Below are 25418 nucleotides of genomic sequence, written 5' to 3'. Positions count from 1 at the left end.
TACGACAGTACCGGCAGACTAACCAGTCGGTATGTCGTGGCGAAAGTCCCCTGCGCACGCCTCGTTCCCTGGGGGCGTCAGGAGCGCTAGCGTGCGTGGCCATGTCAGGGAAGGCGATCAAGGAGGTTTCCGCATGAACCTGTCGAGCCTGTCCAGACGCGGACTGCTGGCCGCCGGCGGCGCACTGGGGGTGGGCGCGGTGACCGCCCCGGCGGCGGTGGCGCACGGGGGCGGCCGGCGGGTGCGCACCGGATTCGAGCAACTGGCGGCCGACGGCTACGCGCCGCTCGCCGGGCAGCGGGTCGGCGTCGTCACCAACCCGACCGGGATCACGTCCGACGTGCGCCACATCGTCGACGTGATGCACGCCGACGACCGGGTGGACCTGGTGGCGGTCTTCGGGCCCGAGCACGGCTTCCGGGGCACGGCGCAGGCCGGCGGCTCCGAGGGCCGCTACGACGACCCCGCGACCGGACTTCCCGTCTACGACACGTACCTGAAGAGCGGACAGCCGCTCGCGGACGTCTTCACCGCCTCGGGCGTGGACACCGTGGTCTTCGACATCCAGGACGCGGGTGCGCGCTTCTACACGTACATCTGGACGCTCTACGACTGCATGGTGGCGGCGGCGCTCGCGGGGAAACGGTTCGTCGTCCTCGACCGGCCGAATCCGGTCACCGGACGGGCGGCGCTCGGCCCGGTCCTCGACCGCGCCTTCGCCACCTTCGTGGGGCGCGAACCGATCGCGCAGGCGCACGGGATGACGGTGTCGGAGCTGGCCCGGCTGTTCAACGGGGAGTTCCTGGCGAAGCCGGTGGAGCTGGCGACCGTACAGATGTCGGGCTGGAGGCGGCGGGACTTCTTCGACGCCACCGGGCTGCCGTGGGTGCCGCCGAGCCCCAACATGCCGACGCCCGACACCGCGCTCGTCTACTCCGGCACCTGCCTCTTCGAGGGCACCAACCTCTCCGAGGGGCGCGGCACCACCCGGCCGTTCGAGCTGCTCGGCGCGGAGGGCGTGGACCGGCGGTGGGCGGAGGCGGCGAACGCGCTGGAGCTGCCCGGGGTGCGGTTCCGGGAGGCGTACTTCGCCCCGACCTTCTCGAAGTTCCAGGGAAAGACGGTCGGCGGGGTGCAGGTGCAGGTGCACGACCGGGAGGCCTTCGACCCCGTACGGACCGGGATCGGGCTGCTCGTCAGCGCCAAGCGCTCGTGGAGCGGCTTCGCCTGGCGGTCGGACAACTGGATCGACAAGCTGACGGGCTCGAGGCGCGTGCGGACCCTGATCGACGCGGGGGCGGACACGGACGAGGTGGTGGGGGCGTGGGGCGCGGACCTGGCCGCGTTCCGTGCGGTGCGGAAGGAGTATCTGCTCTACCGGTGACGGGGATCCCCCGGGAGGCGGGACGGGTGTCGGTGGCCGGCTGTCGGGTGGGGCAGACCCCCGGATGATCACGGGTGCGGGCAGGTTGGTCACCGGGGTCCGGCCGTCGACAAGCTTGATCCATGAAGACGTTGACACGACATCGGTTACCGCTGGTGGGGGCGGTCGTGGCGCTCTGCCTCGCCGCCCTCGCTCCCGCCGCGGGCGCGGACGCCCATGCCGCCCCGGACCCCGCCCGTGAACTCGCCCGCACCGCAGTGCCTCTGGACGACCTGCGGCCGCTGGACCGGATGATCGGCTCGGCCAAGGTCCTGGGGATCGGCGAGGCGACGCACAGCTCGGCCGAGTTCTTCGAGACCAAGCACCGGATCTTCGAGCACCTGGTGGAGAGGAAGGGCTTCACCACCTTCGCCCTGGAGGCCAACTGGTCCACCGGGCTGCTGATCGACGACTACGTACGCTTCGGCAAGGGCGACCCGCGCCAGATCCTGAAGGACGAGTTCCAGAACGCCTACCGCTTCTGGAACACCGAGGAGTACCTCGATCTGATCACCTGGATGCGGCAGCACAATCTGCGCCACCCCGGCCACCAGGTGCGGTTCATGGGCAACGACCTCGGCTACGCGGGGCCGAACCTCTTCGACGAGGTCACGGACCATGTCGCCCGCACCCACCCACGGCTGCTGCCGCGCTTCCAGGAGCTGTACCGGGCCTCGCGGCCGGTCGGTGACGTCGACAGCTGGATGAACGGGTACCTCGCCAAGCCGTTGGAGGAGCGTCGGCGGATGGCCGCGGACGTGAACCGCGCCCTCGCGCTCCTGGAGGGGCAGAAGCCCGGCCGCGACCGTGAGGCGCACGCCTGGACGGTCCAGCACGCCCGGGCGATCGCCCAGGTCGGCACCGAGATGGCGCACGACACGGAGAGCGCCACCAGCGTCGCCGACGCGATGCTCTACCGCGACCGGATCATGGCCGAGAACACCGTGTGGTGGCAGCGGGCGACCGGCGACCGGATCGTGCTGTCCGCGCACAACAACCACGTCGGCTACGAGACGACGAAGCCGGCCCAGTACCCGCGCCTCCAGGGGGCGTTCCTGCGCGACGCGCTCGGCCGGGACTACGTGAGCATGGGGGCGTCCTTCGGGCGGGGCTCGTTCAACGCCCATGACACCGAGGCGCCGGGCGAGCCGATCCGGGCGTTCACGGTCGGCCGGCCGGGGACGGACAGCGGCGCCGAGACCCTGGACCGGGTGTCGCCGCGCCCCTTCTACCTGGACCTGCGCGCGACGACGCCCGCCGCGCGGAGCTGGCTGGGCGTGCACCGCCCTGCGTGGCTGATCGGCACGGCGTTCCCGTGGGAAGGCAACCAGGCACCGGTCAGGCTGACCACGTCGTACGACCTGCTCGTCCACTTCCCCGAGGTCTCCGCGGCGCGTCTGCGCTGAAAACCTGGCCGTCCCTCCGTGCGCGCAGGATGCTGGCGCGGGAAGAACATCCTCAGCAGCTTCCTCAGGAACTTCCTCAGCACTTCCTCGACGCGGAGGGACGGACAGGGCATGGCCGGAATGAGTGTGGAGCCGTACCGGGAGATCACCTTCGACAAGGACGGCGACGGGGCGGCCCGGCAGCACGAGGCGCTCGCGGCGCTGGCCGCCCAAGGGGTCACGGATCTGGTGATGTTCGCCCACGGGTGGAACAACACCCGGTCCGTGGCCACCCGCCTGTACGCGGCGTTCTTCGCCCCGTTCCCGCAGACCGTGGAGCGGGACACGCACCTGGGCTACGTGGGCGTGGTCTGGCCGTCGATGATGTTCTCGGACGAGCCGATCCCCGACTTCGAGTCCGTGGCGGCGGTGCACCCCGGCAAGGAGGCGGTGGTGGAACGGCTCGCCACACTGCTCCGGGAGCAGCCGGACGACGAGGCGGCGTTCGTGGAATTCGGTGAGCTGCTAAGGAAGTTGACGGACACCGACGGATCGCGAGCCCTTACGGAGGGCGGCCCGGGGGTCCCGGACTTCCTGCTCGCGGACCCGGTCGCCGTCTGCGCGATGTTCACCGACGCGCTGGAGGAGGCCGAGGGACCGGGGAGCGTGCCGACGCCGCGCGAGGCGTTCGGCGGCAGGCTGTCGCGGTTCTGGAAGGGGGCCAAGGAGGCCCTGCGGCAGGCCACGTACTACACGATGAAGCGCCGCTCCGGCACCGTCGGCGAGCGGGGACTCGGCCCGCTGCTCGGCGAACTCGCCCGCTCCTCCCCCGGGCTGCGGATCCACCTCGTCGGTCACAGCATGGGCGCCCGGCTCGTCTCGTACGCCCTGCGCGGTCTGCCCGCCGGAGCGCGGAACGTGGCCTCGGTGACGCTGCTCCAAGGGGCCTTCTCGCACTACGCGTTCGCCGCCCGGCTGCCGCACGAACCGGGCCGGGGCGGCGCGCTGCGCGATCTGCAACGGCGGGTCGACGGGCCCGTGGTCGCCTGCTACTCGCGCCACGACACGGCGCTGCGGGTGATCTATCCCCTGGCCTCCCGCCTGGCCAGGGACGCCGACTCGCTGCTCGCGAGCGACAAGCGCTGGGGGGCGATCGGCCACGACGGCGTCCAGGCGGTCCCGGGCACGCCCTCGCTGACCCTGGCGGCGGCACTGCGCGACGGAGTCCCGGCGTCCGGCTGCGTGAGCGTCGACGGGGCGCAGGTGGTCGGCGAGCACAGCGACATCTGCCACGAGGAGCTGGCACGGCTCGTGGCGTCGGCGGGCCGGTTCGGGCGGCGGTAGGTCAGACCGCCGGACGTCCTGCGCACGCCTGCTCGACGAGCCGTTCCATGGTCTCCACCGGCAGCGCGGGGTGGGCGGCGGCCGCGGCGGCGACCCTCGGGTCCGGATCCGCGAGCAGGCCCTCGACGACGTCCGGCGGCAGCGCGGGGTGCGCGGCGATCACACGGAGCGTCCTGCGGCCGGAGTCCGCGTCCCGCGCCAGCCGGCGGAGGAGCCCGCCCGGGCAGCCGGGGTTCCTGACGACGGCGCCGTACACCGGTGGCCCGTGCCGCTGGACGAGGTCGGTGAGCCGGTCCCCGCCCAGCCCCGGGTGGAGTGCGATCCGCCGGGCCACCCCGATGTCGGGGTCGGCGGCGAGCAGGTCCACGAGCACGGCGGGCAGGTCGGGGCGGGCGGCGACGAGGGCGCGCACCTGGGCCACACGGCTCGCTGCCTGCTCGTGCAGCTCGGCTTCGGTGGCCGCGAGGATCCGGGGCAGCGGCTCGCGCGGCAGCTTCTGGCGTCCCGCGAGCGCGGTGAGCAGGGCGAGGGGTACGGCCGGGTTCTCCGCGACGGCCCGGCGGACCTCGGGATCCGGGTCCTCGGCGAGCTGCCGGAGCAGGGGCTCGCCGACGGTGGGATTGCGTGCGGCCGTCGCCCGTACGCAGGCAACGGGATGGGCGGCCAGGCGCGGGTGGAAGTGGGCCGGCAGATCGGTCCGTTCCGCGAAGGCGTCCACGACCCAGGATTCGTCGGCGTCCAGGAACTCCTCGAGGCCGGTCGGCGGTACGGCGGGGTTGGCCGCGGCCGCGAGCCGTATCCGCCGGACGCCGGGCGCGTGGTCGGGACAGCGCTCCGCGCGCCGGTGACATGCGCCACAGCGGCTGGGGGCCGGGTGGCCGCCGTCCGCGAGCAGGGAGGCGAGCAGGGCGGGCGGCGCGTGCTCGCTCCTCGCGAACTCCGCCCGTACGGCCACATGAGGGTGGCGGGCGAGTTCCTCGGTGAGGTCGGCGGGCAGCTCGGAGGATTGCGCGGCGCACTCGGCCACGTACGTGTCCGGGTCGCGCGCGAGGGCGGTGAGGACGTCGGACGGCAGGCCCGTGCCGTAGGAGGCCAGTCCTCCACGGACCTCCGGGTCGGGGTGCGCGGCGAGCTCCCGTACCGCCGCCTCCGGTGCGATGCCGGCCTGGGCCGCGGCCACCAGAAGGTGAGGATCGTCACGGGGCACCTCGGCCCAGGCGACCCTGCCATGGGCGACGAGGGTCCAGAGGTCCGCGTCGTCGTGGGCGAGGAGGGCGCGTGCCTGGACCTCGGTCAGGTCGTCACGGCGCGCCAGGAGGTGGTGAATGTCCTCGTCACCGGCCTGCGCCAGCCGTTCGAGCAGCCGCTGCGGCAGCGCCGGATTGTCCGCGAGGCCCTCCAGTACGTCCTGCAACAGATCTCCCCCGCGCGCCTCTGATGGAGCCCATCGAATTTTCGATGGAACACGAAGGGGTACTCGTTCGTCCATTCCATAACGTCCTTGACGCCGATGTACCACCGACGGAGGTGCGGAGCGATGGCGGGTTTCCGGAGTCTTGCGAGACAGGTGCGCGATCCCGGGAGTGACATGGCGCTGCGGAGGTATTCGCTGCGCAAGTGCCTGGAGCGGTTCGCCCCCTACGGGCACCGCGCGACCTGGGACCATCTGTGCCGCAGGCACGGGTTCGGGCCCGAGGACAGGGAGCTCGATCCGGGGCGGCTGGTGGCCGCGCTGGAGGAGCTGGAGGAGGCGCGGGCGGTGTGGCTCGCGTACGAGAAGGAGTTCGCGGCGCGTCGGCGGCGCGAGAAGCACGAGGGCCTGCGCCGACCGGGCGCGCTGGACGACTGGCACCGGCGGACGTGGGGCGGCAACGGAGTGGCGCGGTGTGACGATCCGGCCGTGCACCCGACGGATCCGCTGGCCGAGGTGTTGCGGCGGTTGATCGCCGCGCTGGAGTCCGCGCCCGGGGAGCACTGCCCTGTGTGCGCGGGAGGCCGGATCGATTGGCGGCCGGACCTGGCGGACGAGCCGTGGTTCGGCCCGGTGTGCGGAGACTGCGGCGTGGTCGTGCCGCGGGCGGTGCTGACAGCGGGTGCGCTGGCGCGAGCACGTGGAGAGGCTCAGCTCGCTCTGGCGTCGGTGGCCTAGTAGCGGTGGAAGACGAGATTCGGGGGCAACGGGGGTACGGGGGCCTGCGTTGATGCAGGTGTGTCTGAACGGAACCCGGGGGCCGGGGGACTCCGCGGCGGTGCCGATGTCGCCGGACGCCATGGCGGAGTCGGCGGCGCGGGCCGTCGCGGCGGGGGCGCGGGACGTCCATGTGCACCCGAGGACGCCGTGCGGCGGCGACACGCTGTCGCCCCGGGTCCTCGCGGTGACGCTGGCAGCGATACGGGAGGCTGTCGGCGTCCCGGTGGGAGTGACGACGGGCGCGTGGGCCGAGCCCGATCCCGTACGGCGCGTGGAGCGTGTCCGGGCCTGGACGGTCCTGCCCGACCACGCGTCGGTGAACTGGCACGAGCCGGGTGCGGAGGAGCTCGCGGCCGCGCTCCTGGAGCGTGGGGTGGGCGTGGAGGCGGGGCTCTGGTCGGGCACGGACGGACCGGCGCGATTCCTCCGTTCGCCCCTGGCACCGCGGGTGCTGCGGATCCTCGCGGAGGTCACCGACCCTGACCCCACGACCGCCGGGTCCACGGCCCGTTCCCTCCTCGCGGACCTCGGCACGGCCCACGGCCGGCCGGTCCTCCTCCACGGTGAGGACGGTGGCACATGGCCGGTCCTGCGCCTGGCCCGCCGCCTCGGCCTGGCCACCCGCGTCGGACTTGAGGACACGCTCGTCCTGCCGGACGGCGCCCCCGCGGAGTCCAACGCCCAACTGGTGTCGACCGCAATCGCGATGACCGGTTCCGAGACCAACTCGGCGTAGGCGCAGGCGTGGACGCCACGGAGGCGGACGCGGAGACGGGCGGGCGTCCGGCGAAGGGCGCGACGCTACCAGAGCGAAAATCCGGTGGCCCACCCGAATTCCCTTCCCGCAGAGTGTCCGTCGTGAGAACGACACCCGAGTCACCGGAGAACTGACATGTCGACGCTGCGCGTCACCGCCGAAACCCTGGCCGTCCACGCCCATCCCAACGCCGACGCGCTCGAGCTGGCCCAGGTGGGCCTGTACCGGGCCGTCGTCGCGAAGGGCGCGTACCGCAGTGGTGATGTCGCCGTCTACATTCCGGAGCAGGCCGTGCTGCCCACCGCTCTCGTCGACGAGCTGGGGCTGACCGGGCGGCTCGCCGGGAAGGCGTCGGACCGGGTCAAGGCCGTGCGCCTGCGGGGTGAGCTGTCGCAGGGGATCGTGTGCCGGCCGCAGGCGCTGGCCGACGTGGACCTGACCGCGGCGGCGGCCGAGGGGACCGACTTCGCCGAGCTGCTCGGGATCACGAAGTGGGTGCCGCCGATCCCGCCGACGATGAGCGGGGACGTGGAGGTGGCTCCCGACCTGCTGCCGTGGGTGGACATCGAGAACCTCCAGCGGTATCCGGACATCTTCGAGCCCGGTGAGCCGGTGGTCCTGACCGAGAAGCTGCACGGTACGGCCTGCCTCACCACGTACTCCGCCGAGGACGGCCGCGTCCAGGTCTCGTCGAAGGGCTTCGGCGCCAAGGGCCTGGCGCTGAAGGAGGACCCGCGGAACCTGTACTGGCGGGCGGTCCACGGGCACGGCGTACCGGCCGTAGCGGCGCGGCTCGCCGCACGCCTCGGGGCGCGCCGGATCGGCCTGTTCGCCGAGGTGTACGGGGCCGGTGTGCAGGACCTCGGCTACGGCGCGAACGCCCGTGGCGAGCAGGTCGGTTACGCGGTCTTCGACGTGTCGGCCGAGATCGACGGCCAGGTCCGGTGGCTGGACCCGGCCGAGGTCCTGGAGGCCGGCGAGCTGCCGCTCGTACCGCGGCTGTACGAGGGGCCGTACGACCTGGACGTCGTCGTCGGGCTGGCGAGCGGGCGGGAGACCGTGTCCGGGCGCGAGCTGCATCTGCGGGAGGGGGTCGTGATCCGCCCGGCGACGGAGCGGTACAGCCCGGTCGTCGGCGGCCGGGCGATCGCCAAGGCGGTCAGCCCGGCGTACCTGACCCGCAAGGGCGGCACCGAGTACGAGTGACCGCCACGAAGGACCGAGGGGCCCGTCCACGGGGGTGGCGGGCCCCTCTTCGTACGCGGGACGGGCGGGGCGGCCGGGACGGGCCACGAGCCGCGGGGACCGGCCGGGAGCCGCCGGGAGCAGTCCGAGCCGCCTGGCGCCCCGGGACCTACTTCTCCCGGCGCTCCCCCATCAGGCGCGAACCGGTGATCAGTTCGCCGATCTGGTCGTCCGGGTTGGACAGGACGCAGTTCTGCAGCGACAGGCACCCGCAGCCGATGCAGTCGGTCAGATGGTCCCTCAGCCGTCCGAGCTGCTTGATCCGCTCGTCCAGCTCCGTACGCCACGCCGCCGAGAGGCGCGCCCAGTCCTCGTTGGTGGGCGTGCGCTCCTCGGGGAGTTCGGAGAGGGCGACGCGGATGGTCGCCAAGGGGATGCCGACGCGCTGGGCGGCCCGGATGAAGGCGACCCGGCGGAGCGTGTCGCGGCCGTAGCGGCGCTGGTTGCCGCTGGTACGGCGACTGCTGATCAGGCCCTTGGACTCGTAGAAGTGCAGGGCCGACACCGCGGCGCCGCTCCGCGCGGACAGCTGGCCGACGGTGAGTTCATGGATCTTCTCTGGAATCTGCGGCACCCCTCGAACCCTACTGTCCGTTGACAGCGGGCCCACCACCCCACATGCTGAGCAAGCGCTTAGAAACAGGAGTCACAGGTTCACGAAGGGACGAGCGAAACATGGCTGAGCCGAGGATCTTCACCTCTGCCGAGGAGCTGCGCGCCGCGGTCGGCGAACCGCTGGGGCACAGTGACTGGCTGGAGATCGAGCAGAAGCGGATCGATCTGTTCGCCGACGCCACCGGTGACCACCAGTGGATCCACGTGGACCCGGAGCAGGCGGCCTCCGGGCCGTTCGGGAAGACCATCGCGCACGGCTATCTGACGCTGTCGCTGCTGCCGACCCTGGTGCCGCAGATCATGCGTGTCGAGGGCATGAAGATGGGCCTCAACTACGGCACCAACAAGGTCCGCTTCCCCTCCCCCGTGCCGGTCGGCTCGCGGCTGCGCGCGGGCGCCGTCCTGACCGAGGTGACGGAGGCGGGCGGCGGGGTGCAGGTGACGGCGACCGTGACGGTGGAGCGTGAGGGCGGCGACAAGCCGGTCTGCGTCGCCGAGTCGGTCTCCCGCTACTACTTCTGAGCGCCGACCATCCGCAGCACGAGGTCGGCGTAGAGCGCGCCGACCTCGTCCGGCGTCCGGCGGCCCTGGGCGTTGAACCAGCGCGACACGTCGATGCAGAGGGAGAGCACCGCGACGGTCGTGCCCGGCACGTCCGGTACGTCGAACTCGCCCGCCGCCACGCCCTCGTCGATGATCCTGCGCACGGTCGCGTCGGACTCGCGGCGCAGCGCCACGATCTCGGTGCGGTGCTCGGGCCCGAGCGCGTCGAGTTCGTACTGGACGACCCGGGCGGTGGTGTGCCGCTCGGCGTGCCAGCGCACGAAGGACCGGACGGCGTCGGCCAGCCGCTCGCCCGGCGTCCCCTCGCCGTCGGCCGCGGCCCGGAGGATCTCCAGGGCCTTGTCGTGGCCGATGCGGCTGATCCGGTGGAGCAGCTCTTCCTTGGTCTTGTAGTGGATGTAGAGCGCGGCCGGGCTCATGCCGGCACGGCCGGCGATGTCCCGGGTCGTGGTGGCGTGGTAGCCGCGCTCGGCGAACGCCTCGACGGCCGCGACGAGCAGCCGCCTGGCCGCCTCGGGCGTGACCTCGCCCCACGACGCGTCCGCGCCGCCGGGCGTCTCCTCAGCGACGCTCATCGTTCGCCCCTTCTCCAGCCGTCAGGACGAACACCATACAACGAAGCTGAGCAAGCGCTTAGGCTCAGAGCTTCTGGAAGGGGTCGTGCTCGGCGAGGAGCTTCTCCAGTCGGGCCTGGTCGACCCGGCTGACGATCTGCCCCGCCTCCTGCCGGTCACGGACGACCTTGGCGAGGGTGAAGGCGGAGGTCGTGAGGTAGAGGACGGCGATGGCGAGGAAGGCACGGACCCAGGCGTCGGCGTCCAGCTGGTAGACGCCGATCGCCACGGCGGCGAGGGCGAGGCCGAAGGAGATGACGGCCTGCAGGTGGTAGGCGGCCGTGTTCTGCTGCTTGACCGGTGTGTCGCTCATGACGACAGCATCGGACGGATGTGGCACCCGCCACATCCGTCCGGATACTCAGCCGCGTCCCGCGATGTACTCAGAACGCCGACACGCCCGTGAGCGCGCGGCCGATGATCAGCTTCTGGATCTGGCTCGTGCCCTCGTAGAGCGTCATCACGCGTGCGTCGCGCAGCAGTTTGCCGACCGGGTACTCGTCGATGTAGCCGTAACCGCCGAAGACCTGAAGGGCGTTGTTCGCCGCGCGGACGGCCGCTTCGGAGGCGTACAGCTTGGCCTTGGAGGCGGCGGTGGCGAAGTCCTGGCCGCGGTCGACGAGGTCGGCGAGGCGCCAGGTCAGCAGGCGGGCGGCGTCCACGTCCACGGCGATGTCGCTGATCAGCTCCTGCACCAGCTGGTACGAGGCGATGGGCTTGCCGAACTGCTCGCGCTCCCCCGCGTAGCGCACGGCCGCGTCGAGGGCCGCCTGCGCGATGCCGACGCAGCCGGCCGCGACCGACATCCGCCCCTTGGCGAGGGCGGACATGGCGACGGAGAAGCCCTTGCCCTCGGGGCCCAGCATCGCGGAGGCGGGGACACGGACGTCCTCCAGGACCAGTTCGGCGGTGGCCTGGCCGCGCAGGCCGAGCTTGCCGTGGACGGTGCGGCGGGTGAGGCCGGGGGTGTCGGTGGGGACGAGGAAGGCGGAGACACCCTTGGGGCCGGGGGTGCCGCCGGTACGGGCGAAGAGGAGGACCACGTCGGCCCAGGTGCCGTTGGTGATGAACATCTTCGAGCCGTTGACGACGTACGTGTCCCCGTCTCGGACGGCCTTGGTCGCGAGGTTGCCCGCGTCCGAACCGGTGCCCGGCTCGGTCAGCCCGAAGCAGCCGAGGGCGTCGCCCGAGGTGAGCCGGGGCAGCCAGGCGCGCTTCTGCTCCTCGGTGCCCCAGGAGGCGATGGTCTTGGCGACGAGGCCCAGCGAGACGGAGACGATCCCGCGGACGGAGGAGTCGCCGCGGCCGAGCTCCTCGGTGACGAGGCAGTAGGAGAGATGGTCGCCGCCCGAGCCGCCGTACTCCTCGGGGACCGTCAGACCGAGGAAGCCGACGGCGCCGAGCTTCTTCACGATCGACCGGTCGACGTTCTCGCTCCGGTCCCACGCGACGGCATGCGGGGCGACCTCGCGCGCGACGAACTCCTCGGCGAGCCGCCGTACGGCTTCCTGTTCCTCGCTGAGCTCCAGGTTCACTACGCCACCGACCTTCGGGGAGGACTTTAATTAGCACTGCTAGTTTCTGCTTCGCAGGCCTACTATGTGCGCCATGGCCCGACCGCGCAAGCCCCTTCTGAGCAGAGAACGCATCGTCGAGACGGCGAGCGCGCTCGTGGACGCCGAAGGCCTCGCGGCCGTCTCGACGCGGCGGCTCGCGGGCGAGCTCGGGGTGAGCGGGCCGTCGCTCTACAACCACTTCCGCACCAAGGACGAGATCCTCGACGCGGTCGCCGACGCCGTCAGCGCGAAGGTCGATCTGTCGATGTTCGACGAGGACGACGACCGTGACTGGCGTACGGCTCTGCACGACTGGGCGGCCTCCTACCGCGCCGCCCTGGCCGACCATCCCCACATCGTCCCGGTCCTGGCCCAGGGCCCGGGCCGCCGCCCGGCGGGCCTGAAGGTCGCCGACGCGGTCTTCGGCGCCATGGTCCGCGCGGGCTGGCCCCCCGCCCAGGCGACGTACATCGGCGCGCTGATGCGCTACTTCGTCACCGGCTCGGCCCTGGGCTCCTTCGCCCGCGGCTTCGTCGACGACGAGGCGGCCTACGATCCGGCGGACTACCCTCACCTCGGCCAGGCGCACCTCCTCGCGGAACACCGCCAGAAGGTCGACGAGGGAGCCTTCGAGACGGGCCTGAGGGCGCTGCTCGACGGGTTGGCGATGCAGTACGAGACGGGGGTACGGGGGGCGTGGGCCAAGCAGGAGACGAAGAGCGGCTCGTAGCGGCGGTACGGGCCGGGGAGGCGGACGCGGTCCGCACCCTGCTGGAGGCGGGGGCGGAGCCGAACGCGCGGACCGAGGACGGACTGCCCGTTCTGTGCGTGGCGGTGACGGCCCACGACGCCGTGACCGCCCGCGCGCTCGTGGAGGGCGGCGCGGACCCGGACCTGGAGCTGCCGGACGGCACGACACCGCTGCACCGCGCGATCGACGGCGGGTCCCCTGCGGTCTTCGACGCGGTCCTGGGAGACGAACCCCGGCTGCGGCTCCCGCGGACCGCGCGGGAACGACTCATCGCCCGCGCGCGCCGCCGGTACGAGGCCGGGGCGGAAGCCGAACTCCGGCGGGTGACGGGCGCGTCCGGCCCGGTGCGGACGGTCCATGTCGAGGACGACGAAGAGACTCTGGTGGGGCAGGCGGCGCTCGGAGGACGGACCGTGCGGGACGGCCACGGCGCGATCCTGACCGCACTGGAGCGGAAGTTCCGCGTGCTGACGCCCGTGGACGAGCTGGTGGCTCGGGCGGTGGCGGACCCGGGCCCGGACGGGGACCACCCGGGTGCGGGCTGGTGGGCGGCGAAGTGGGCGCTCGGCGAGCGCCCCAGCCGCGAGACGTTCTCGGCGGTCGCGGCCTACCGTCATCACCGGGACCCGGCCCACCGCCGCTTCGCGGTCGACGTTCTGTGGAGCGTCTCCGTCCTGCCGCGGGGCCGGCGCGACTCCTACGAGAAGGACATCGCGGAACTCCTCGCCGACTGGGCCCCGGAGGAATCGGACGCCGACGTCCTCACCCAGATCCTGCGCACCCTCAACCACCTGGACCACCCCGGCCACGAGGAGCTCGGCCTGCGGTTCGTCGGGCACGCGCATCCGTCGGTACGGGCCGAGGCGTCGTACGCCCTGATCGACGACGAGACGGCGCTCACCCCGGCGGCCCGCGCGGCGCTGCTTCGCCTCGCCGGCGACCCCGACGCCCTGGTCCGCGCCGCGGCCGGTGACGTGCTGGCCCGGAAGCACGACCTCTCCGACGAGGTCACCGGCGCCCTGCTCACCCTTGTCGCGGACCGGGACGCCGACGTGCGACGGACGGCCGCGGCGGCGCTCGCCACGAGCCGGGACCGGTCGCCCGCGGCCACGGCGGCGCTGTGGGCGCTGCTCCACGAGGACGAGCCGTCGCTGCGGCTCGAGGGCGCCTTCGGTCTGGCCCGGCGCGACGATCCACGGACCGAGGAGGCGTACCGGCGGGTGGGGCCCCTGGTGGGCCCGGAATTCGAGCACGATCACCGGCCGACGGAGCTGCTCCACCACCGGTGGCGCCTGGAGGACGGTTCGGCCGTGGCCGAACCGTGAGTGCGGGACCCTGGCGGCATGGCTGCCAAAGATCTCGCCGCACTCGCGGCGCTCCTCGCCGACGAGACCCGCGCCGCGTTCGTCCTCGCCCTGCTCGACGGGCGGGCCTGGACCGCCGGGGAACTCGCCCGGCACGCGCGCGTGGCGGCGTCCACCGCCAGCGAGCACCTGGGGAAGCTCGTCGCGGGCGGGGTGCTCGCCGAGGAGCGACAGGGGCGGCACCGGTACGTGCGGCTCGCCGACGCCGGGATCGCGCATCTGGTCGAGGACCTGGCCGCCCGCTCCGAGCCCCCCAGGAAGGACCCACCGCACTCGCTGCGGGCGGCGAGCGCCGGGCACGCGATGGCGCGCGGGCGCACCTGTTACGACCATCTCGCGGGGAGGCTCGGGATCGCGATCACCGAGGCGATGACCGTGCGCGGGCTGCTGCGCCAGGACACCGGGTTCGCCCTCACCGACCGCGGTGTGGCGTGGTTCGGGGAGCAGGACATCTCCCTGGTCCCCACGGGGCGGCGGCCCGTCGCCCGCGGCTGTCTCGACTGGACCGAGCGCAAGCCGCACCTGGCCGGGGTGGCGGGCGCCGCGCTCTGCCGGCACGCGCTCGACGCGGGCTGGTGCGTGCGCATCGGCTCCGAGCGGGCCGTCAAGGTGACTCCCGAGGGCGAGCGGGCCCTCCGGCGCGCCCTGGGCATCGAGCCGGCGATATTGCGGTGAACGCCGAAGTGTCCAGGGCCTACGGTCGCCCCATGACCGACTCCCCCGCCACCTCACGCCTGGCGCTCGCCGCCGCCGGTGTCACCGTCGTCCTGTGGGCCTCCGCCTTCGTCTCGATCCGCAGCGCCGGGGAGGCCTACTCCCCCGGCGCGCTCGCCCTCGGGCGGCTGCTCTCCGGTGCGCTGGTCCTCGGGGCCGTCCTGCTGATCCGGCGCGAAGGCCTGCCGCCCCGGGCGGCCTGGCCGGGGATCGCGGTGTCCGGACTCCTCTGGTTCGGCGCCTACATGGTGGCCCTCAACTGGGGCGAGCAGGAGGTCGACGCGGGCACGGCCGCGATGGTCGTGAACATCGGACCCATCCTCATCGCGCTGCTCGGCGCCCGGTTCCTCGGTGAGAAGCTGCCGCCCCGGCTCCTCGCGGGCATGGCGGTGTCCTTCGCCGGCGCCGTGGCCGTGGGGCTCTCGATGTCGGGCGAGGGCCACGCCTCGGTGCTGGGCGTCGGGCTCTGCCTCCTCGCGGCGATCGCGTACGCGGGGGGTGTCGTCGCGCAGAAGCCCGCCCTGGCGCACGGGAGTGCCCTTCAGATCACGACCTTCGGGTGTCTGGTCGGTGCGGTGGCGTGCATGCCCTTCGCCTGGCAGCTGGTCGACGAGGCGGCGAGCGCGCCGCTCTCGGCGACCCTGAACATGGTCTACCTCGGTGTGTTCCCGACCGCCCTCGCCTTCACGACCTGGGCCTACGCCCTCGCCCGTACGACCGCCGGCCGGATGGGCGCGACGACGTACGCCGTTCCCGCGCTGGTCGTCCTCATGGCCTGGGTGTTCCTCGGCGAGCTGCCGGGCCTGCTCACGCTCGCGGGCGGGGCGCTGTGCCTGGCGGGCGTTGCGGTCTCGCGCTCCCGGCCGAAGCCCCCGTCGAGGACTCCGGCCGACAGCGTCGGGGCCAACAGGGCTCCCTAGAAGACGACGAGCGCCCGGCCGCCCTTGCCCGCGATCATGTTCTCGAAGGCGCCCGGGATGCCGTCCAGGGTGATCCGTTCGGTGACCAGCGCGCTCAGGTCGAGGCGACCGGCCCGGATGTGGCCGGCGAGGACGGGCAGGTCCACGGCCGGGTCGGAGTTCCCGTAGACGCAGCCCGACAGGGTCCGGCCCCAGTGGAAGAGCTCCAGGGCGTTGAACGTGACCTGCTGGTCCTTGCCGCCGATGCCGACGACCGTCGTGCGGCCCCCGCGCCGGGTGGAGTCCCAGGCGGTACGGATCGTGGTGGCGCGGCCCACGCACTCGACGGCCACGTCGGCGCCCTGGCCGCCCGTCAGCTTCCGGACCTCCCTGGCGGTCGTCTCGGAGGCGACGACGTACTCGGTCGCCCCCGCTGCACGCGCCAGGGCCTCCTTCTCCGGCGAGACGTCGACCGCGATGATCGGCGAGGCGCCCGCGATCCGGGCGGCCTGGAGGGTGGCGAGGCCCACGCCCCCGACGCCGTAAACGACGACCGACTCGCCCTGCCGTACCCGCGCCGAGTGGTGGATCGCGCCCCAGCCGGTGAGGACGGCGCAGCCGAGGAGGGCCGCGTCGGTCAGCGGGACCCCGTCCGGGACGGGCAGGACGCAGTTCGCCGCGACCACGGTCTCCTCGGCGAACGCGGCGACGTTGAGACCCGGGTGGAGGTCCGTACCGTCCTCGGTGGCGGCGTACACATTCCCGGCGCCGGTCAGCGCGTTCGCGCAGAGCCAGACCTCGCCGAGCGAGCAGGCGTGGCAGGCGCCGCAGGACGGCGCCCAGTTGAGGACGACCCCGTCGCCGGGGGCGACATGGGTGACGCCCTCGCCGACGGAGACGACCGTGCCGGCGCCCTCGTGACCGAGGACGGCCGGGACGGGCACCCGCATGGTGCCGTTGGAGAGGGACAGGTCGGAGTGGCAGACCCCCGCTGCGGCGAGGCGGACCCGGACCTGGCCGGGGCCGGGTTCGGGCAGTCGGATGCCGGCTATCTCCAGCGGAGAGCCGACGGCGGGCAGGAAGGCGGCGCGGACCACGCTCATGACGCGTCTTGCTCCTCGTGAATCGGAAGGGCCCGGAAGGGGCTCAGGAGGGGGCAGAAGGGCTCTGACGGCTCAGGAGGCTCAGAACTGGAGGGACTTGGTCTGGAGGTACTCGGCGAGGCCGTGCGCACCCAGTTCCCGCCCCACGCCCGACTGCTTGTAACCGCCGAACGGCGCCCGCGGGTTGAAGCGGCCACCGTTGATGTCGACCTGCCCCGTCTCCATGCGGCGGGCGAAGGCGACGGCCGCCTCCGGCTCGCCCCAGACGGCGCCGGCGAGCCCGTACACGGTCCCGTTGGCGATGGCGAGGGCCTCGTCCTCGTCCTCGTACCGCAGGAGAGAGACGACCGGGCCGAAGATCTCCTCCTGCGCGATGGTCATGTCCGGGGTGACGTCGGCGAAGACGGTCGGGGAGACGTAGTAGCCGGTCTCGCGCGGGGCCTCGGGGCCGCCCGCGACGATCCGGGCACCCTCCTCGACACCCTTCTCGATGTAGCCGCGCACGCGCTGCTGCTGCCTGGCGTTGACGAGCGGGCCGACGCGCTCGCCGGGGACGTACTTGGCGACGGCCTCTGCGGCCAGCGCCACCGCCTCCTCGTACCGGTCGGCGGGGACGAGCATCCGGGTCCAGGCACTGCACGTCTGGCCGGAGTTGGCCATGACGTTGGCGATGCCGACGGCGACGGCCTTGCCGAGGTCGGCGCTCGGCAGGATGACGTTGGCGGACTTGCCGCCCAGTTCCAGGGCGACCCGCTTGACCGCGCCGCCGGCGATGGCGCCGATCCGCTTGCCGACGGCCGTCGAGCCGGTGAAGGAGACGAGGTCGACGTCCTCGTGCTCGGCGAGCGCCTGCCCGGCGACCGGGCCGAGGCCGGTGACGAGGTTGAAGACGCCGGCCGGGATGCCGGCCGCGTGGACGGCCTCGGCGAAGAGCTGGGCGGTCAGCGGGGTGTCCTCGGCGGGCTTGAGGACGACGGTGCAGCCGGCCGCGAGCGCGGGGGCGACCTTGGCGACGATCTGGTGGAGCGGGTAGTTCCACGGGGTGATCGCGCCGACCACACCGACCGGCTCGGAGTAGACCGTGGAGTTGCCGACCTGCTCCTCGAAGGAGTGCGCGGCGGCGAGCTCGGCGTACGTACCGGCGACGGCGATGGGCAGCCCGGCGTGGACGGCGGCGGCGAACTGCGGCGGAGCACCGAGCTCGGCGGTCACCGTGGCGGCGATCTCCTCGGCGCGGGCCGCGAGACCGTCGCGGAGCGCCCCGATCAGCTTGGCCCGCTCAGCGGGCGGGGTGGCGGCCCAGCCGGGGAAGGCGGTGCGGGCGGCCCGTACGGCGGCGTCGACGTCCTCGGCGGTACCGGCCGGGACATGACCGATGACCTGCTCGTCCGCCGGGTTGACCACCGGGATCGTGTCCGTGGAGGCGGCGGGACGCCACTCCCCGCCGATGTACATCGCGTCGTGGCTCTTCATCCGCTACTCCCTCGGTCCTTGATGCCTGCGGTCCTGCGGTCCGTCGGTCTTCGTCACCGGCCGGTGCACCAGGCACCCAAACTAGCGCTGATAGTTTTCTGGCGCCAGAGCCGCCGGACGGCGCCGGGGCCGACCCGCCCGCCGGCGGCCGGATTCAGAAGTCGGCCAGGGTCGGCTCGTCGAGCCGGGCCACGGACTCCTGCCCGTGGGCCTTCCGGTACGCCTCCCTGATCTCCTCGATCCGGGCATCGTGAAGCCGCGCCTCCGACGCCGGGTAGAGCAGGATCAGCTCGTACGAACGCTCCCGCTCGATGGTGCCGTTGCCGTCGCGCCACTGTCCACGCCCGTTCTGGACAGTCAGCCCTGCCGGGAAGCCGGGCGTCACCTTCTGGTCGACGAAGGCCATGAACTGCTCGTCGGTGACGGCCGGACCGCCGTCGGGGCGCTCGGTCCCGAAGAAGAGCCGGGTCTCGACGTACGCCTTGCCCCTGGCCTGCGCCGTGACGGCCGTCCGCGCGGGCGTGTTCTCGCCGAGTGTGGCGTACGCGGGGGCGCCGACCGCGACGAGCAGTCCGGCGGTGGCGACGGCGACCCGGGTACGTGTGGCCAGTGCGCGGGTCAGGGGGCGGGGCAGGGGGAGGCGCGGCGGGCTGATCGTCATGGGAGCGTCCTCGCGGTTCGGTGGCGGGGGCGGGTGCCGGGCCCGGCCTGCGCGGCTCGGCACCCCCCGGTGACGGACCAGTTCTAGCGTCCGGGCCTGGCCCGCCCCGCGACCGCCGCGCCTCCCCGGCCAACGACCGGAAGCACGGGGGCGCGCCGAGGAGGCGCGGGCGGCCCGCGGGACGACGGGCGGCGCGCGCCTCAGAACTCATGGGCGACATCCGTGAGATGGGCGAAGACGACGACGTTCGACTCGTAACCCTTCTTGGGGTCGAAGGAACCGCCGCAGGTGAGCAGCCGCAGTTCGGGGCGGTCCGTGGAGCCGTACACCTCGCGGTCGGGGAACTCCTTCTTGGTGTAGGTGCGGACCTTGTCGACCGTGAAGACGGCGACCTTGCCGTCGGCCCGGGCGATACGGACGGTGTTGCCCCGGTCGAGCGAGTCGAGGTTGAGGAAGATGGCCGGCCCGGTGCGGGTGTCGCGATGGCCGACGACGATCGCCGTGCCGCGCTCGCCGGGGGCGGGGCCCCCCGCGTACCAGCCGACGATCCGCGGGTTCTCGATCGGCGGCGTGGCGAGCTTCCCCGACCGGTCGAGCCCGAGGTCGATGACCGGAGCCTCGATGGTGATCGACGGAACGGCGATGCTGGTGGCGCGCGAACGGGTCAAGGGCGGAGGGGACGCCACGAGCGGCCGTGCGGGCTTCGGCGCGACCTTGGCCCCGGGCTTGGGGTGGGACTGCGCCTTCGGCTTCTCGTCGGGCCGCCGGCCGGGGACGGGCCGGGCGGTGGACTGTGCGGGTGCCCCGTGCGCGGCGGCCTCTTCCGACGCCGCCCGGTCGGCGGCGGCCGCGGGCGGGCCGGACGGTTCGTCGTCCTGGGCCCACCAGATGCCACCGCCGACCAGGGACAGGGTCACCACCACCGTCCGGGTGAGCCGGAGGAGGCGCCGCTGCCTGCGCGTCGAGCGGAACCTACGACGCGCCATGCGTGCGGCGGCGCGCCCGGCGGACGAGGATCAGACCCGCCGTGCCCGCGAGGCCGGCGGCGAGAGCGGACGCGACGCCGAAGACGGAGCCGTCGTCGGAGGACTCGGTGGTCGAGGTGCTGGCACTGCCGCCACCACCCGCGCCGACCGGACCCTGCGGGGGCCTGGCGCCGCTCGCGTTCCATCCACTGCTGCCGCTCTCGCTGCTCCCGACGCTCCCCCCACTGCCTCCACTCCCCCCACTGCCTCCGCTGCCTCCGCTGCCGCTCCAGGTGTTGCCGGTGCCGCCGCTTCCGTTGCTGGTGCTGCCGCTCCAGCTGTTGCCGGTTCCACCGCTGCCGTTGCCGGAGGCGGCGCTCCCGTTGCCGTTGCCGGCGTTTCCGCTGCCGTTGGTGGCGTTGGCGCTGCCGGCGTTGGAGCTGTTCGCGCCGGCGCCGTTCGTGTTGGCGCCGCTGCCGTTGGCGCTGCTTCCGTTGCTGCCGCTGTTGCCGTTCGCCGACGCGTTGGTGAGGTCGTCGCAGTCGACCCGGAAGTCCCTGCTCTTCCTGGCGCTGGTCTGTCCCTCCCAGGTCCACTCGACCCTGTAGGCGCCGTCGACGAGCGTCAGGTCCGGGGTGATCCCGCGGCCCGTGGAGTCGATGGTGATCGTGCCGTTCGTGGTCACGCTGTCCACCGGCCGCTGCGGGGAGATGGTCCAGCTGAGTTGCTGCAACCCCTCGAAGTCGAACGCGGCGAGATAGAAGGTGCAGACCCTGGGCTGCGTGGTTTCGTCGTTCGCGGCCGTACGGCGCGGCTCGCCGCGGCCTCCGGCGTGGTGGATCTTGACGTCGCCGTTGTCGCCGGGTGCGGCGAAGGCCGCGGGTGCACCTGCCAGACCGACGCTGCCGAGGGCGAGCGACGCGGCGGCGATGGACAGCAGGGGACGGACTGCCAGAGCGGTCATGCGGGGGTTCCTCCAGTCATGAAGACGTCGGACGATCAGCCGATAATGTGACTATCTGTCATGGCATGACCGCGGAGGGTGCCACCGCAGCGGTGACACCCTCCGTATTCACTCCCCCGGCCGACGATCCCGGCCGCTGATCCGGCGCTAGACGATCCCGAAGAGAATCCCCGCCGCGAGGACCACCAGCGACGTGAGCGCCGCCCACTTCACGGTGAAGCGGGTGTGGTCGCCGAACTCGACCTTCGCCATGCCGACGAGGACGTACACGGCCGGAACCAGCGGGCTCGACATGTGCAGCGCCTGGCCGGCGATCGAGGCACGGGCGATCTCCAGCGGCGAGACCCCGTGGGCCGCGCCCGCCTCCGCGAGGACCGGCAGGACGCCGAAGTAGAAGCCGTCGTTCGACATGAAGTACGTCAGGGGCAGGCTGAGGAGGCCGGTGACCAGCGCCATGTGCGGGCCCATGCCCTCGGGGATCGCGCCCACGAGCCAGTCCGCCATGTGCTTGACCATGCCCGTACCGGTGAGGACGCCGGTGAAGACGGCGGCGGCGAAGACCATGCCGGTCACGTTCAGGACGTTGTCGGCGTGGGCGGCGATCCGGGCCTTCTGGTCGGCCATCTTCGGGTAGTTGACGGTGAGCGCGAGGGCGGCGCCGAGCAGGAAGAGGACCGGGATCGGCAGCAGTTCGAGGATCATCGCGGTGAGCAGCGCGACGGTGAGGCCGGCGTTGAACCAGTAGAGCCTGGGGCGCAGCGTCGGGCGGTTCGGGTCGAGGCCCTGGAAGCCCTCGTGGGCCCCCTCGGGCAGCCCGGCCGCGTCACCGGAGCCGGGGCCGGAGCCGGTCGTGGCGGTGACGGAGTGGCCGTCCCCCGCGGCACCCTTCGTGCCGCCGCCCGCGGCGACCAGGACGGTCTCGGTCTGCGGCTCCAGGGCCTCGTCCAGGGTGAGGTAGCCGATGCGCCTGCGCTCGCGGCGGCCGAGGACGTACGCGAGGGCGAAGACGAAGAGCAGGCCCATGGCGAGCGCCGGGATCATAGGGACGAAGATGTCGGCCGCGTCCACCTTGAGCGCGGTCGCCGCACGGGCCGTGGGGCCGCCCCAGGGCAGGGTGTTCATGACGCCGTTGGCGGTGGCGGCGACACCCGTCATCACGACCAGGCTCATCCCGAGCCGCTTGTAGAGCGGGTACATCGCCGAGACGGTGATCATGAAGGTGGTCGAGCCGTCGCCGTCGAGCGAGACGATCGCCGCCAGTACCGCCGTACCGACCACCACCCGCACCGGGTCGGCCTTGCAGAAGCGCAGGATGCTCCGGACGATCGGGTCGAAGAGGCCGACGTCGATCATCACGCCGAAGTAGACGATGGCGAACATCAGCATCGCGGCGGTGGGGGCGAGCTTCTCCACACCGTCGATGACGTAGTCGCCGAGTTGCGCGCCCTGTCCGACGGCGACGCAGAACAGCGCGGGGATCAGGACGAGCGCCGCGATCGGCGACATCTTCTTCATCATGATCAGGACCAGGAAGGTCGCGATCATGGCGAAGCCGAGGACGGTCAGCATGGAGGACACCTCACGTTCACCTTTGAACTCCCACCGGGGCGGCTCCCACCGGTGCGGCGTTCGGATGACGTTAGGTGCCCCCTTCTGCCGTTAACAAGACGTCGACGCGTGAGCAATACGAGCAAAACCCCAGGTCACGGCGGGGGTGGCAGTCGGGTCACGGCAGGGGCGTCAGCTCCACGGGGAAGCCGTTGAGCACCGCCGTGCCCGAGAGCGGGTCGAGGCGCGAGCCGTCGAGGAGCTGGTTCACATTGACCCCGGGGCGGGCCTCGGCAACGGCGAGACGGGTGCCGGGACGGTCGTGGCCCCAGCCGTGCGGCAGGCTCACCACTCCGGTCCGTACGGCGTCCGTGATCTCCACCTCGACCTCCAGGGCACCGCCCTCGGCCGCGATCCGGGCGGGCTTGCCGTCGGCGAGCCCGAGCCGGTCGGCGTCGGTGGGGTGGACCTGGAGGGTGCACCGGTTCGAACCGCTGTTGAGGGACGGCGCGTTGTGCAGCCAGCTGTTGTTCGACCGCAGATGACGGCGGCCGACGAGGACGAGTCCACCGGGTGCGGTGGCAAGGGCGGCGCGCAGCCGGGGCAGGTCGGCGGCGATCGGCTCGGGCAGCAGCTCGACGCGTCCGCTGCGGGTCCTGAGCAGCCCGGGGAGGCGGGGCTCGAGGGGGCCGAGGTCGATGCCGTGCGGTGCCTGGAGCAGGTCGTCGAGGGTGAGGTCGTACGGACCGAGGCGGAGCATCAGGTCGAGGCGCCGCTCGGGCCCGGTGGCACCCGTCAGCCGGGCGGCGACCGCCTTCGGGTCGGCGCCGTGAACGGGTGAGTGCTCCTGCGTGACGGCCTTGGCGAGGGTCGTGTCGATGGCGAGCTCGTCGACGGCCGAGGGCGGGGCGCCGTGCATCCCGCTCACGGCGAGGATCAGCCGCGCGTGGATCTCGCACTCGTCCATGCGTCCCTCTTCCAGCGGGACCACGGCCGGGGTGAAGCGGACCTGGTTGCGGACGGCGAGGCCGTTGAAGGAGAAGTCGAAGTGGGCGCTCCGCGAGGGCGGCGGCGGGGGCAGGACGACATCGGCGTGGCGGGTGGTCTCGTTGAGGTACGGGTCGACGGCCACCATGAGGTCGAGGGAGCCGAGCGCCCGGTCGAGGCGCAGCCCGTCGGGTGCGGACAGGACGGGGTTGGCGGCGACGGTGATCACCGCGCGGATACGTTCCTCCCCCTCCGTCTCGATCTCCTCGGCGAGCGCGGCCGTCGGGAGCTCTCCCTTGGCCTCGGGGTGGCCGGAGACCCTGCTGCTCCAGCGGCCGAGCGCGAAGCCCCTGCCCGGGCCCGCCGGCCGGGGTGCGGGGGCGGTCGCGGCGAGCGGGAAGAGCGCGCCGCCGGGGCGGTCGAGGTTGCCGGTGAGGACGTTGAGAACGTCGACGAGCCAGTTGGCGAGGGTGCCGTACGCGACGGTGGAGCTGCCCATCCGGCCGTAGACGGCGGCGGTGGGCGCGGCGGCGAGTTCCCGGGCGACGGTACGGACGGTGGCCGCGTCCAGATCACAGGCGGCGGCGACGGCCTCGGGCGTGAACTCCCGTACCGCCTCCCGTACGTCGTCCACGCCCTGTACCTGGTCGGCGAGCGCGAGGCCGGGGTCGGCGAGATCCTCCGCGAAGAGGGTGTGGACGAGCGCGGCGAGGAAGAGGGCGTCGGTGCCGGGACGGATGGCGACATGGCGGTCGGCGAGCCGGGCGGTACGGGTGCGGCGCGGATCGACGACGGTGAGGGTGCCGCCGCGCTTGCGCAGCGCTTTGAGCTTGCCGGGGAAGTCGGGGGCGGTGCAGAGACTGCCGTTGGAATCCAGGGGGTTGGCGCCGAGCATCAGCAGATGGTCGGTGCGGTCCAGGTCAGGAACGGGGATGGCGAAGGGGTCACCGAAGAGCAGTCCGCTGGAGACGTGCTTGGGCATCTGGTCGAGCGTGGAGGCGGTGAAGAGGTTCCTGCTCCGCAGGGCGCCGATCAGCAGGGGCGGGTAGAGGCCTCCGGCCATGGTGTGCACGTTCGGGTTGCCGAGCACGAGACCCACCGCGTTCGGCCCGTACGTCTCGATCAGCGGCCGGATCCGGGCGGCGATCGTGTCGAACGCCTCCTCCCAGGTGACCTCCTGGAGGGTGCCGTCCTTGCGGACGAGGGGCCCGGTGAGCCGGTCGGGGTCGGCGTCGACCTCGCCGAAGGAGGCCCCCTTGGGGCAGATGAAGCCCTGGCTGAAGACGTCGTCGCGGTCTCCGCGGGCGCCGGTGATCCGGGTGCCGTCGAGGGTCAGGGTCAGCCCGCAGGTGGCTTCGCAGAGCGGGCAGATGCGCAGGGCGGTGGACATGGCGACTCCCTGGGGCGGCGGCGATGACGCGCGGGCACCAGCGAGCATACCGACCGGTACGCACGGTGGGGAGGGGGTGGCGTCGCCCAGGGGGGAGGGGCTTGGCGCCTCGGCGCACCGCGCGGGGCGGGGTCAGCTCAGCGAGGGCGCGAGATAGGCGTAGAGGAGGGCACGGGTCTCGGCGATGAGCGCGGGGTCACCGGACGGGGCGGTACGGAACGCGAGCTGGAGCAGCGCGTCGGCGGCCTCGACCCCGACCAGGACCTTGCGGCGCAGGGCGTCGTCGGCGGTGCGGTCGAGGTGGGTGGCGAGAAGGCCGCAGAGGCGGTCGGCGACAAGGTGATTGGCGTCCTCGGCCGGGGCCGCGGTGGGAGCGGGCTCGCCGCGGGTGGGTTCGGTTCCGGTCGCCGCTCCGTCGACGGCCTCGCCGCCCGGGGCACCTGCGGCCGGCGCCTCGGACGCCAGGGAAACCGGACCGATGGACCCCGGGCCGGTGGATGCCGGGACGGGGGAAGCCGGGACGGCAGGGGCGGGGACGCCGAAGTCGACGAGCGCGAAGCCGGGCACGGTGCGTTTCATCGCGATGTACTCGTCCAGGACGCTGTCGATCGCGCTGAACGCGTCGGCCCGGCCGGCCGCGGCGAGGCGGGCACCGATCCGCTCGGCGTAGCGGTCGAGGTTGCGATGGGCGAGGGCGTCGGCCATCGCGCGCTTGTTGCCGAAGAAGCGGTAGACGGAGCCGATGGGAACGCCCGCGCGAGCGGCGACGGCACGGGTGCTCAGCTGCTCGTAGCCGGTCTCGTCGAGGAGTTCGGCACAGGCGTCGAGGATCCGGGCGAGGCGCTCGGCGCTGCGCTGCTGGACGGGGGTGCGGCGGAGTGAGGGCTGGGGCACGGGGTCCATGA

24 protein-coding genes are annotated in these 25418 nt (G+C 72.8%); 11 read left to right on the top strand and 13 right to left on the bottom strand.

Features of this window, described 5'->3' with window-relative positions; translation table 11 throughout:
• Nucleotides 1–133: 133 nt before the first annotated feature.
• The 3 genes from ACZ3OF_RS23205 (at nucleotide 134) to ACZ3OF_RS23195 (ending at nucleotide 4152) form a co-directional block, all read left to right on the top strand.
• Nucleotides 134–1384 carry an exo-beta-N-acetylmuramidase NamZ family protein gene (locus tag ACZ3OF_RS23205; protein ID WP_361671165.1) on the top strand — a complete coding sequence of 417 codons (1251 nt, stop codon included), beginning with the start codon at nucleotides 134–136 and terminating at the stop codon, nucleotides 1382–1384.
• 122 nt (nucleotides 1385–1506) lie between these two features.
• Nucleotides 1507–2829: an erythromycin esterase family protein gene (locus ACZ3OF_RS23200; RefSeq protein WP_361671167.1), complete on the top strand. Its 1323-nt coding sequence runs from the start codon at nucleotides 1507–1509 to the stop codon at nucleotides 2827–2829.
• Nucleotides 2830–2940: 111 nt separating this feature from the next.
• Entirely contained in the window at nucleotides 2941–4152 is a 1212-nt protein-coding gene (locus tag ACZ3OF_RS23195) for an alpha/beta hydrolase (RefSeq protein WP_467306542.1), read from the top strand.
• A gap of 1 nt (nucleotide 4153) precedes the next feature.
• On the opposite strand, the gene ACZ3OF_RS23190 is transcribed toward ACZ3OF_RS23195, so the two are convergent.
• Nucleotides 4154–5566 (bottom strand): hypothetical protein, encoded by a 1413-nt coding sequence (locus ACZ3OF_RS23190; protein ID WP_467306540.1) that lies wholly within the window; start codon nucleotides 5564–5566, stop codon nucleotides 4154–4156.
• Nucleotides 5567–5689: 123 nt separating this feature from the next.
• Between ACZ3OF_RS23190 and ACZ3OF_RS23185 the strand changes: the two genes are divergently transcribed.
• The 3 genes from ACZ3OF_RS23185 to ACZ3OF_RS23175 all read left to right on the top strand — a co-directional run bounded on the left by ACZ3OF_RS23185 (nucleotide 5690) and on the right by ACZ3OF_RS23175 (nucleotide 8306).
• A complete protein-coding gene (locus tag ACZ3OF_RS23185; RefSeq protein WP_467306538.1) occupies nucleotides 5690–6301 on the top strand; it encodes a hypothetical protein in 612 nt (203 codons plus the stop codon).
• 49 nt (nucleotides 6302–6350) lie between these two features.
• Nucleotides 6351–7079: a 3-keto-5-aminohexanoate cleavage protein gene (locus tag ACZ3OF_RS23180; RefSeq protein ID WP_467306537.1), complete on the top strand. Its 729-nt coding sequence runs from the start codon at nucleotides 6351–6353 to the stop codon at nucleotides 7077–7079.
• Nucleotides 7080–7235: 156 nt separating this feature from the next.
• Nucleotides 7236–8306 carry an RNA ligase (ATP) gene (locus ACZ3OF_RS23175; RefSeq protein ID WP_361671177.1) on the top strand — a complete coding sequence of 357 codons (1071 nt, stop codon included), beginning with the start codon at nucleotides 7236–7238 and terminating at the stop codon, nucleotides 8304–8306.
• 148 nt (nucleotides 8307–8454) lie between these two features.
• Here the strand turns inward: ACZ3OF_RS23175 and soxR are convergent, their stop codons facing one another.
• Complete coding sequence (gene soxR / locus ACZ3OF_RS23170) at nucleotides 8455–8919, bottom strand: redox-sensitive transcriptional activator SoxR (protein WP_361439122.1); 465 nt, start codon at nucleotides 8917–8919, stop codon at nucleotides 8455–8457.
• Between the two features lie 101 nt (nucleotides 8920–9020).
• Between soxR and ACZ3OF_RS23165 the strand changes: the two genes are divergently transcribed.
• On the top strand, nucleotides 9021–9482 hold the full coding sequence (locus tag ACZ3OF_RS23165) for a MaoC family dehydratase (RefSeq protein ID WP_361601413.1): 462 nt from the start codon (nucleotides 9021–9023) through the stop codon (nucleotides 9480–9482).
• Here the strand turns inward: ACZ3OF_RS23165 and ACZ3OF_RS23160 are convergent.
• The 3 genes from ACZ3OF_RS23160 to ACZ3OF_RS23150 form a co-directional block, all read right to left on the bottom strand.
• Nucleotides 9473–10099 (bottom strand): TetR/AcrR family transcriptional regulator, encoded by a 627-nt coding sequence (locus ACZ3OF_RS23160; RefSeq protein ID WP_361671179.1) that lies wholly within the window; start codon nucleotides 10097–10099, stop codon nucleotides 9473–9475. The genes ACZ3OF_RS23165 and ACZ3OF_RS23160 overlap by 10 nt on opposite strands.
• 64 nt (nucleotides 10100–10163) lie before the next feature.
• Nucleotides 10164–10451 (bottom strand): YiaA/YiaB family inner membrane protein, encoded by a 288-nt coding sequence (locus tag ACZ3OF_RS23155; RefSeq protein ID WP_352189895.1) that lies wholly within the window; start codon nucleotides 10449–10451, stop codon nucleotides 10164–10166.
• Nucleotides 10452–10521: 70 nt separating this feature from the next.
• Entirely contained in the window at nucleotides 10522–11673 is a 1152-nt protein-coding gene (locus ACZ3OF_RS23150) for an acyl-CoA dehydrogenase family protein (RefSeq protein WP_467306533.1), read from the bottom strand.
• A gap of 73 nt (nucleotides 11674–11746) precedes the next feature.
• Here ACZ3OF_RS23150 and ACZ3OF_RS23145 point away from each other — a divergent pair, with 73 nt between their 5' ends.
• From ACZ3OF_RS23145 to ACZ3OF_RS23130, 4 genes are read left to right on the top strand one after another with little or no spacing between them, the layout of a single operon-like run.
• On the top strand, nucleotides 11747–12424 hold the full coding sequence (locus tag ACZ3OF_RS23145; RefSeq protein WP_361671184.1) for a TetR/AcrR family transcriptional regulator: 678 nt from the start codon (nucleotides 11747–11749) through the stop codon (nucleotides 12422–12424).
• Nucleotides 12391–13770: an ankyrin repeat domain-containing protein gene (locus tag ACZ3OF_RS23140; RefSeq protein ID WP_467306531.1), complete on the top strand. Its 1380-nt coding sequence runs from the start codon at nucleotides 12391–12393 to the stop codon at nucleotides 13768–13770. The genes ACZ3OF_RS23145 and ACZ3OF_RS23140 overlap by 34 nt, the downstream gene beginning before the upstream one ends.
• Nucleotides 13771–13788: 18 nt before the next feature.
• On the top strand, nucleotides 13789–14484 hold the full coding sequence (locus ACZ3OF_RS23135) for an ArsR/SmtB family transcription factor (protein WP_361671189.1): 696 nt from the start codon (nucleotides 13789–13791) through the stop codon (nucleotides 14482–14484).
• 32 nt (nucleotides 14485–14516) lie between these two features.
• Nucleotides 14517–15443 (top strand): DMT family transporter, encoded by a 927-nt coding sequence (locus ACZ3OF_RS23130; protein WP_361671191.1) that lies wholly within the window; start codon nucleotides 14517–14519, stop codon nucleotides 15441–15443.
• Here ACZ3OF_RS23130 and ACZ3OF_RS23125 read toward each other — a convergent pair.
• The 8 genes from ACZ3OF_RS23125 to ACZ3OF_RS23090 all read right to left on the bottom strand — a co-directional run bounded on the left by ACZ3OF_RS23125 (nucleotide 15440) and on the right by ACZ3OF_RS23090 (nucleotide 25416).
• Nucleotides 15440–16519 carry a Zn-dependent alcohol dehydrogenase gene (locus tag ACZ3OF_RS23125; protein WP_361671423.1) on the bottom strand — a complete coding sequence of 360 codons (1080 nt, stop codon included), beginning with the start codon at nucleotides 16517–16519 and terminating at the stop codon, nucleotides 15440–15442. The two genes, ACZ3OF_RS23130 and ACZ3OF_RS23125, sit on opposite strands and share 4 nt — an antisense overlap.
• A gap of 87 nt (nucleotides 16520–16606) precedes the next feature.
• Nucleotides 16607–17998 carry an aldehyde dehydrogenase family protein gene (locus ACZ3OF_RS23120; protein WP_361671194.1) on the bottom strand — a complete coding sequence of 464 codons (1392 nt, stop codon included), beginning with the start codon at nucleotides 17996–17998 and terminating at the stop codon, nucleotides 16607–16609.
• A 154-nt stretch (nucleotides 17999–18152) separates the two neighbouring features.
• Entirely contained in the window at nucleotides 18153–18659 is a 507-nt protein-coding gene (locus ACZ3OF_RS23115; protein WP_361671196.1) for a DUF3574 domain-containing protein, read from the bottom strand.
• Nucleotides 18660–18859: 200 nt separating this feature from the next.
• A complete protein-coding gene (locus tag ACZ3OF_RS23110; RefSeq protein WP_467306529.1) occupies nucleotides 18860–19645 on the bottom strand; it encodes a class F sortase in 786 nt (261 codons plus the stop codon).
• Nucleotides 19632–20588: a hypothetical protein gene (locus ACZ3OF_RS23105; protein ID WP_467306527.1), complete on the bottom strand. Its 957-nt coding sequence runs from the start codon at nucleotides 20586–20588 to the stop codon at nucleotides 19632–19634. Before ACZ3OF_RS23105 ends, ACZ3OF_RS23110 begins: the two co-directional genes overlap by 14 nt.
• 147 nt (nucleotides 20589–20735) lie before the next feature.
• The gene (locus ACZ3OF_RS23100; protein ID WP_361671426.1) at nucleotides 20736–22157 is read right to left on the bottom strand and encodes a CitMHS family transporter; all 1422 of its coding nucleotides are present in this window, start codon (nucleotides 22155–22157) and stop codon (nucleotides 20736–20738) included.
• Nucleotides 22158–22314: 157 nt separating this feature from the next.
• Nucleotides 22315–24513, bottom strand: coding sequence for a molybdopterin oxidoreductase family protein (locus tag ACZ3OF_RS23095; RefSeq protein ID WP_361671205.1), 2199 nt, complete (start codon nucleotides 24511–24513; stop codon nucleotides 22315–22317).
• A gap of 132 nt (nucleotides 24514–24645) precedes the next feature.
• Nucleotides 24646–25416 (bottom strand): TetR/AcrR family transcriptional regulator, encoded by a 771-nt coding sequence (locus tag ACZ3OF_RS23090; protein WP_467306525.1) that lies wholly within the window; start codon nucleotides 25414–25416, stop codon nucleotides 24646–24648.
• Nucleotides 25417–25418 lie beyond the last annotated feature (2 nt).

Source organism: Streptomyces sp. NPDC022552 (assembly GCF_055561875.1).
This window is presented reverse-complemented; position numbering and strand designations above follow the sequence as displayed.

Bases quoted from the DNA above. Each gene is read 5' to 3' on its own strand.
- ACZ3OF_RS23205 (WP_361671165.1), top strand. From the start codon at position 134: ATGAACCTGTCGAGCCTGTCCAGACGCGGACTGCTGGCCGCCGGCGGC.
- ACZ3OF_RS23200 (WP_361671167.1), top strand. From the start codon at position 1,507: ATGAAGACGTTGACACGACATCGGTTACCGCTGGTGGGGGCGGTCGTG.
- ACZ3OF_RS23195 (WP_467306542.1), top strand. From the start codon at position 2,941: ATGGCCGGAATGAGTGTGGAGCCGTACCGGGAGATCACCTTCGACAAG.
- ACZ3OF_RS23185 (WP_467306538.1), top strand. From the start codon at position 5,690: ATGGCGGGTTTCCGGAGTCTTGCGAGACAGGTGCGCGATCCCGGGAGT.
- ACZ3OF_RS23175 (WP_361671177.1), top strand. From the start codon at position 7,236: ATGTCGACGCTGCGCGTCACCGCCGAAACCCTGGCCGTCCACGCCCAT.
- ACZ3OF_RS23165 (WP_361601413.1), top strand. From the start codon at position 9,021: ATGGCTGAGCCGAGGATCTTCACCTCTGCCGAGGAGCTGCGCGCCGCG.
- ACZ3OF_RS23160 (WP_361671179.1), bottom strand. From the start codon at position 10,099: ATGAGCGTCGCTGAGGAGACGCCCGGCGGCGCGGACGCGTCGTGGGGC.
- ACZ3OF_RS23155 (WP_352189895.1), bottom strand. From the start codon at position 10,451: ATGAGCGACACACCGGTCAAGCAGCAGAACACGGCCGCCTACCACCTG.
- ACZ3OF_RS23145 (WP_361671184.1), top strand. From the start codon at position 11,747: ATGGCCCGACCGCGCAAGCCCCTTCTGAGCAGAGAACGCATCGTCGAG.
- ACZ3OF_RS23135 (WP_361671189.1), top strand. From the start codon at position 13,789: ATGGCTGCCAAAGATCTCGCCGCACTCGCGGCGCTCCTCGCCGACGAG.
- ACZ3OF_RS23130 (WP_361671191.1), top strand. From the start codon at position 14,517: ATGACCGACTCCCCCGCCACCTCACGCCTGGCGCTCGCCGCCGCCGGT.
- ACZ3OF_RS23120 (WP_361671194.1), bottom strand. From the start codon at position 17,998: ATGAAGAGCCACGACGCGATGTACATCGGCGGGGAGTGGCGTCCCGCC.
- ACZ3OF_RS23115 (WP_361671196.1), bottom strand. From the start codon at position 18,659: ATGACGATCAGCCCGCCGCGCCTCCCCCTGCCCCGCCCCCTGACCCGC.
- ACZ3OF_RS23110 (WP_467306529.1), bottom strand. From the start codon at position 19,645: ATGGCGCGTCGTAGGTTCCGCTCGACGCGCAGGCAGCGGCGCCTCCTC.
- ACZ3OF_RS23105 (WP_467306527.1), bottom strand. From the start codon at position 20,588: ATGACCGCTCTGGCAGTCCGTCCCCTGCTGTCCATCGCCGCCGCGTCG.
- ACZ3OF_RS23100 (WP_361671426.1), bottom strand. From the start codon at position 22,157: ATGCTGACCGTCCTCGGCTTCGCCATGATCGCGACCTTCCTGGTCCTG.
- ACZ3OF_RS23095 (WP_361671205.1), bottom strand. From the start codon at position 24,513: ATGTCCACCGCCCTGCGCATCTGCCCGCTCTGCGAAGCCACCTGCGGG.
- ACZ3OF_RS23090 (WP_467306525.1), bottom strand. From the start codon at position 25,416: ATGGACCCCGTGCCCCAGCCCTCACTCCGCCGCACCCCCGTCCAGCAG.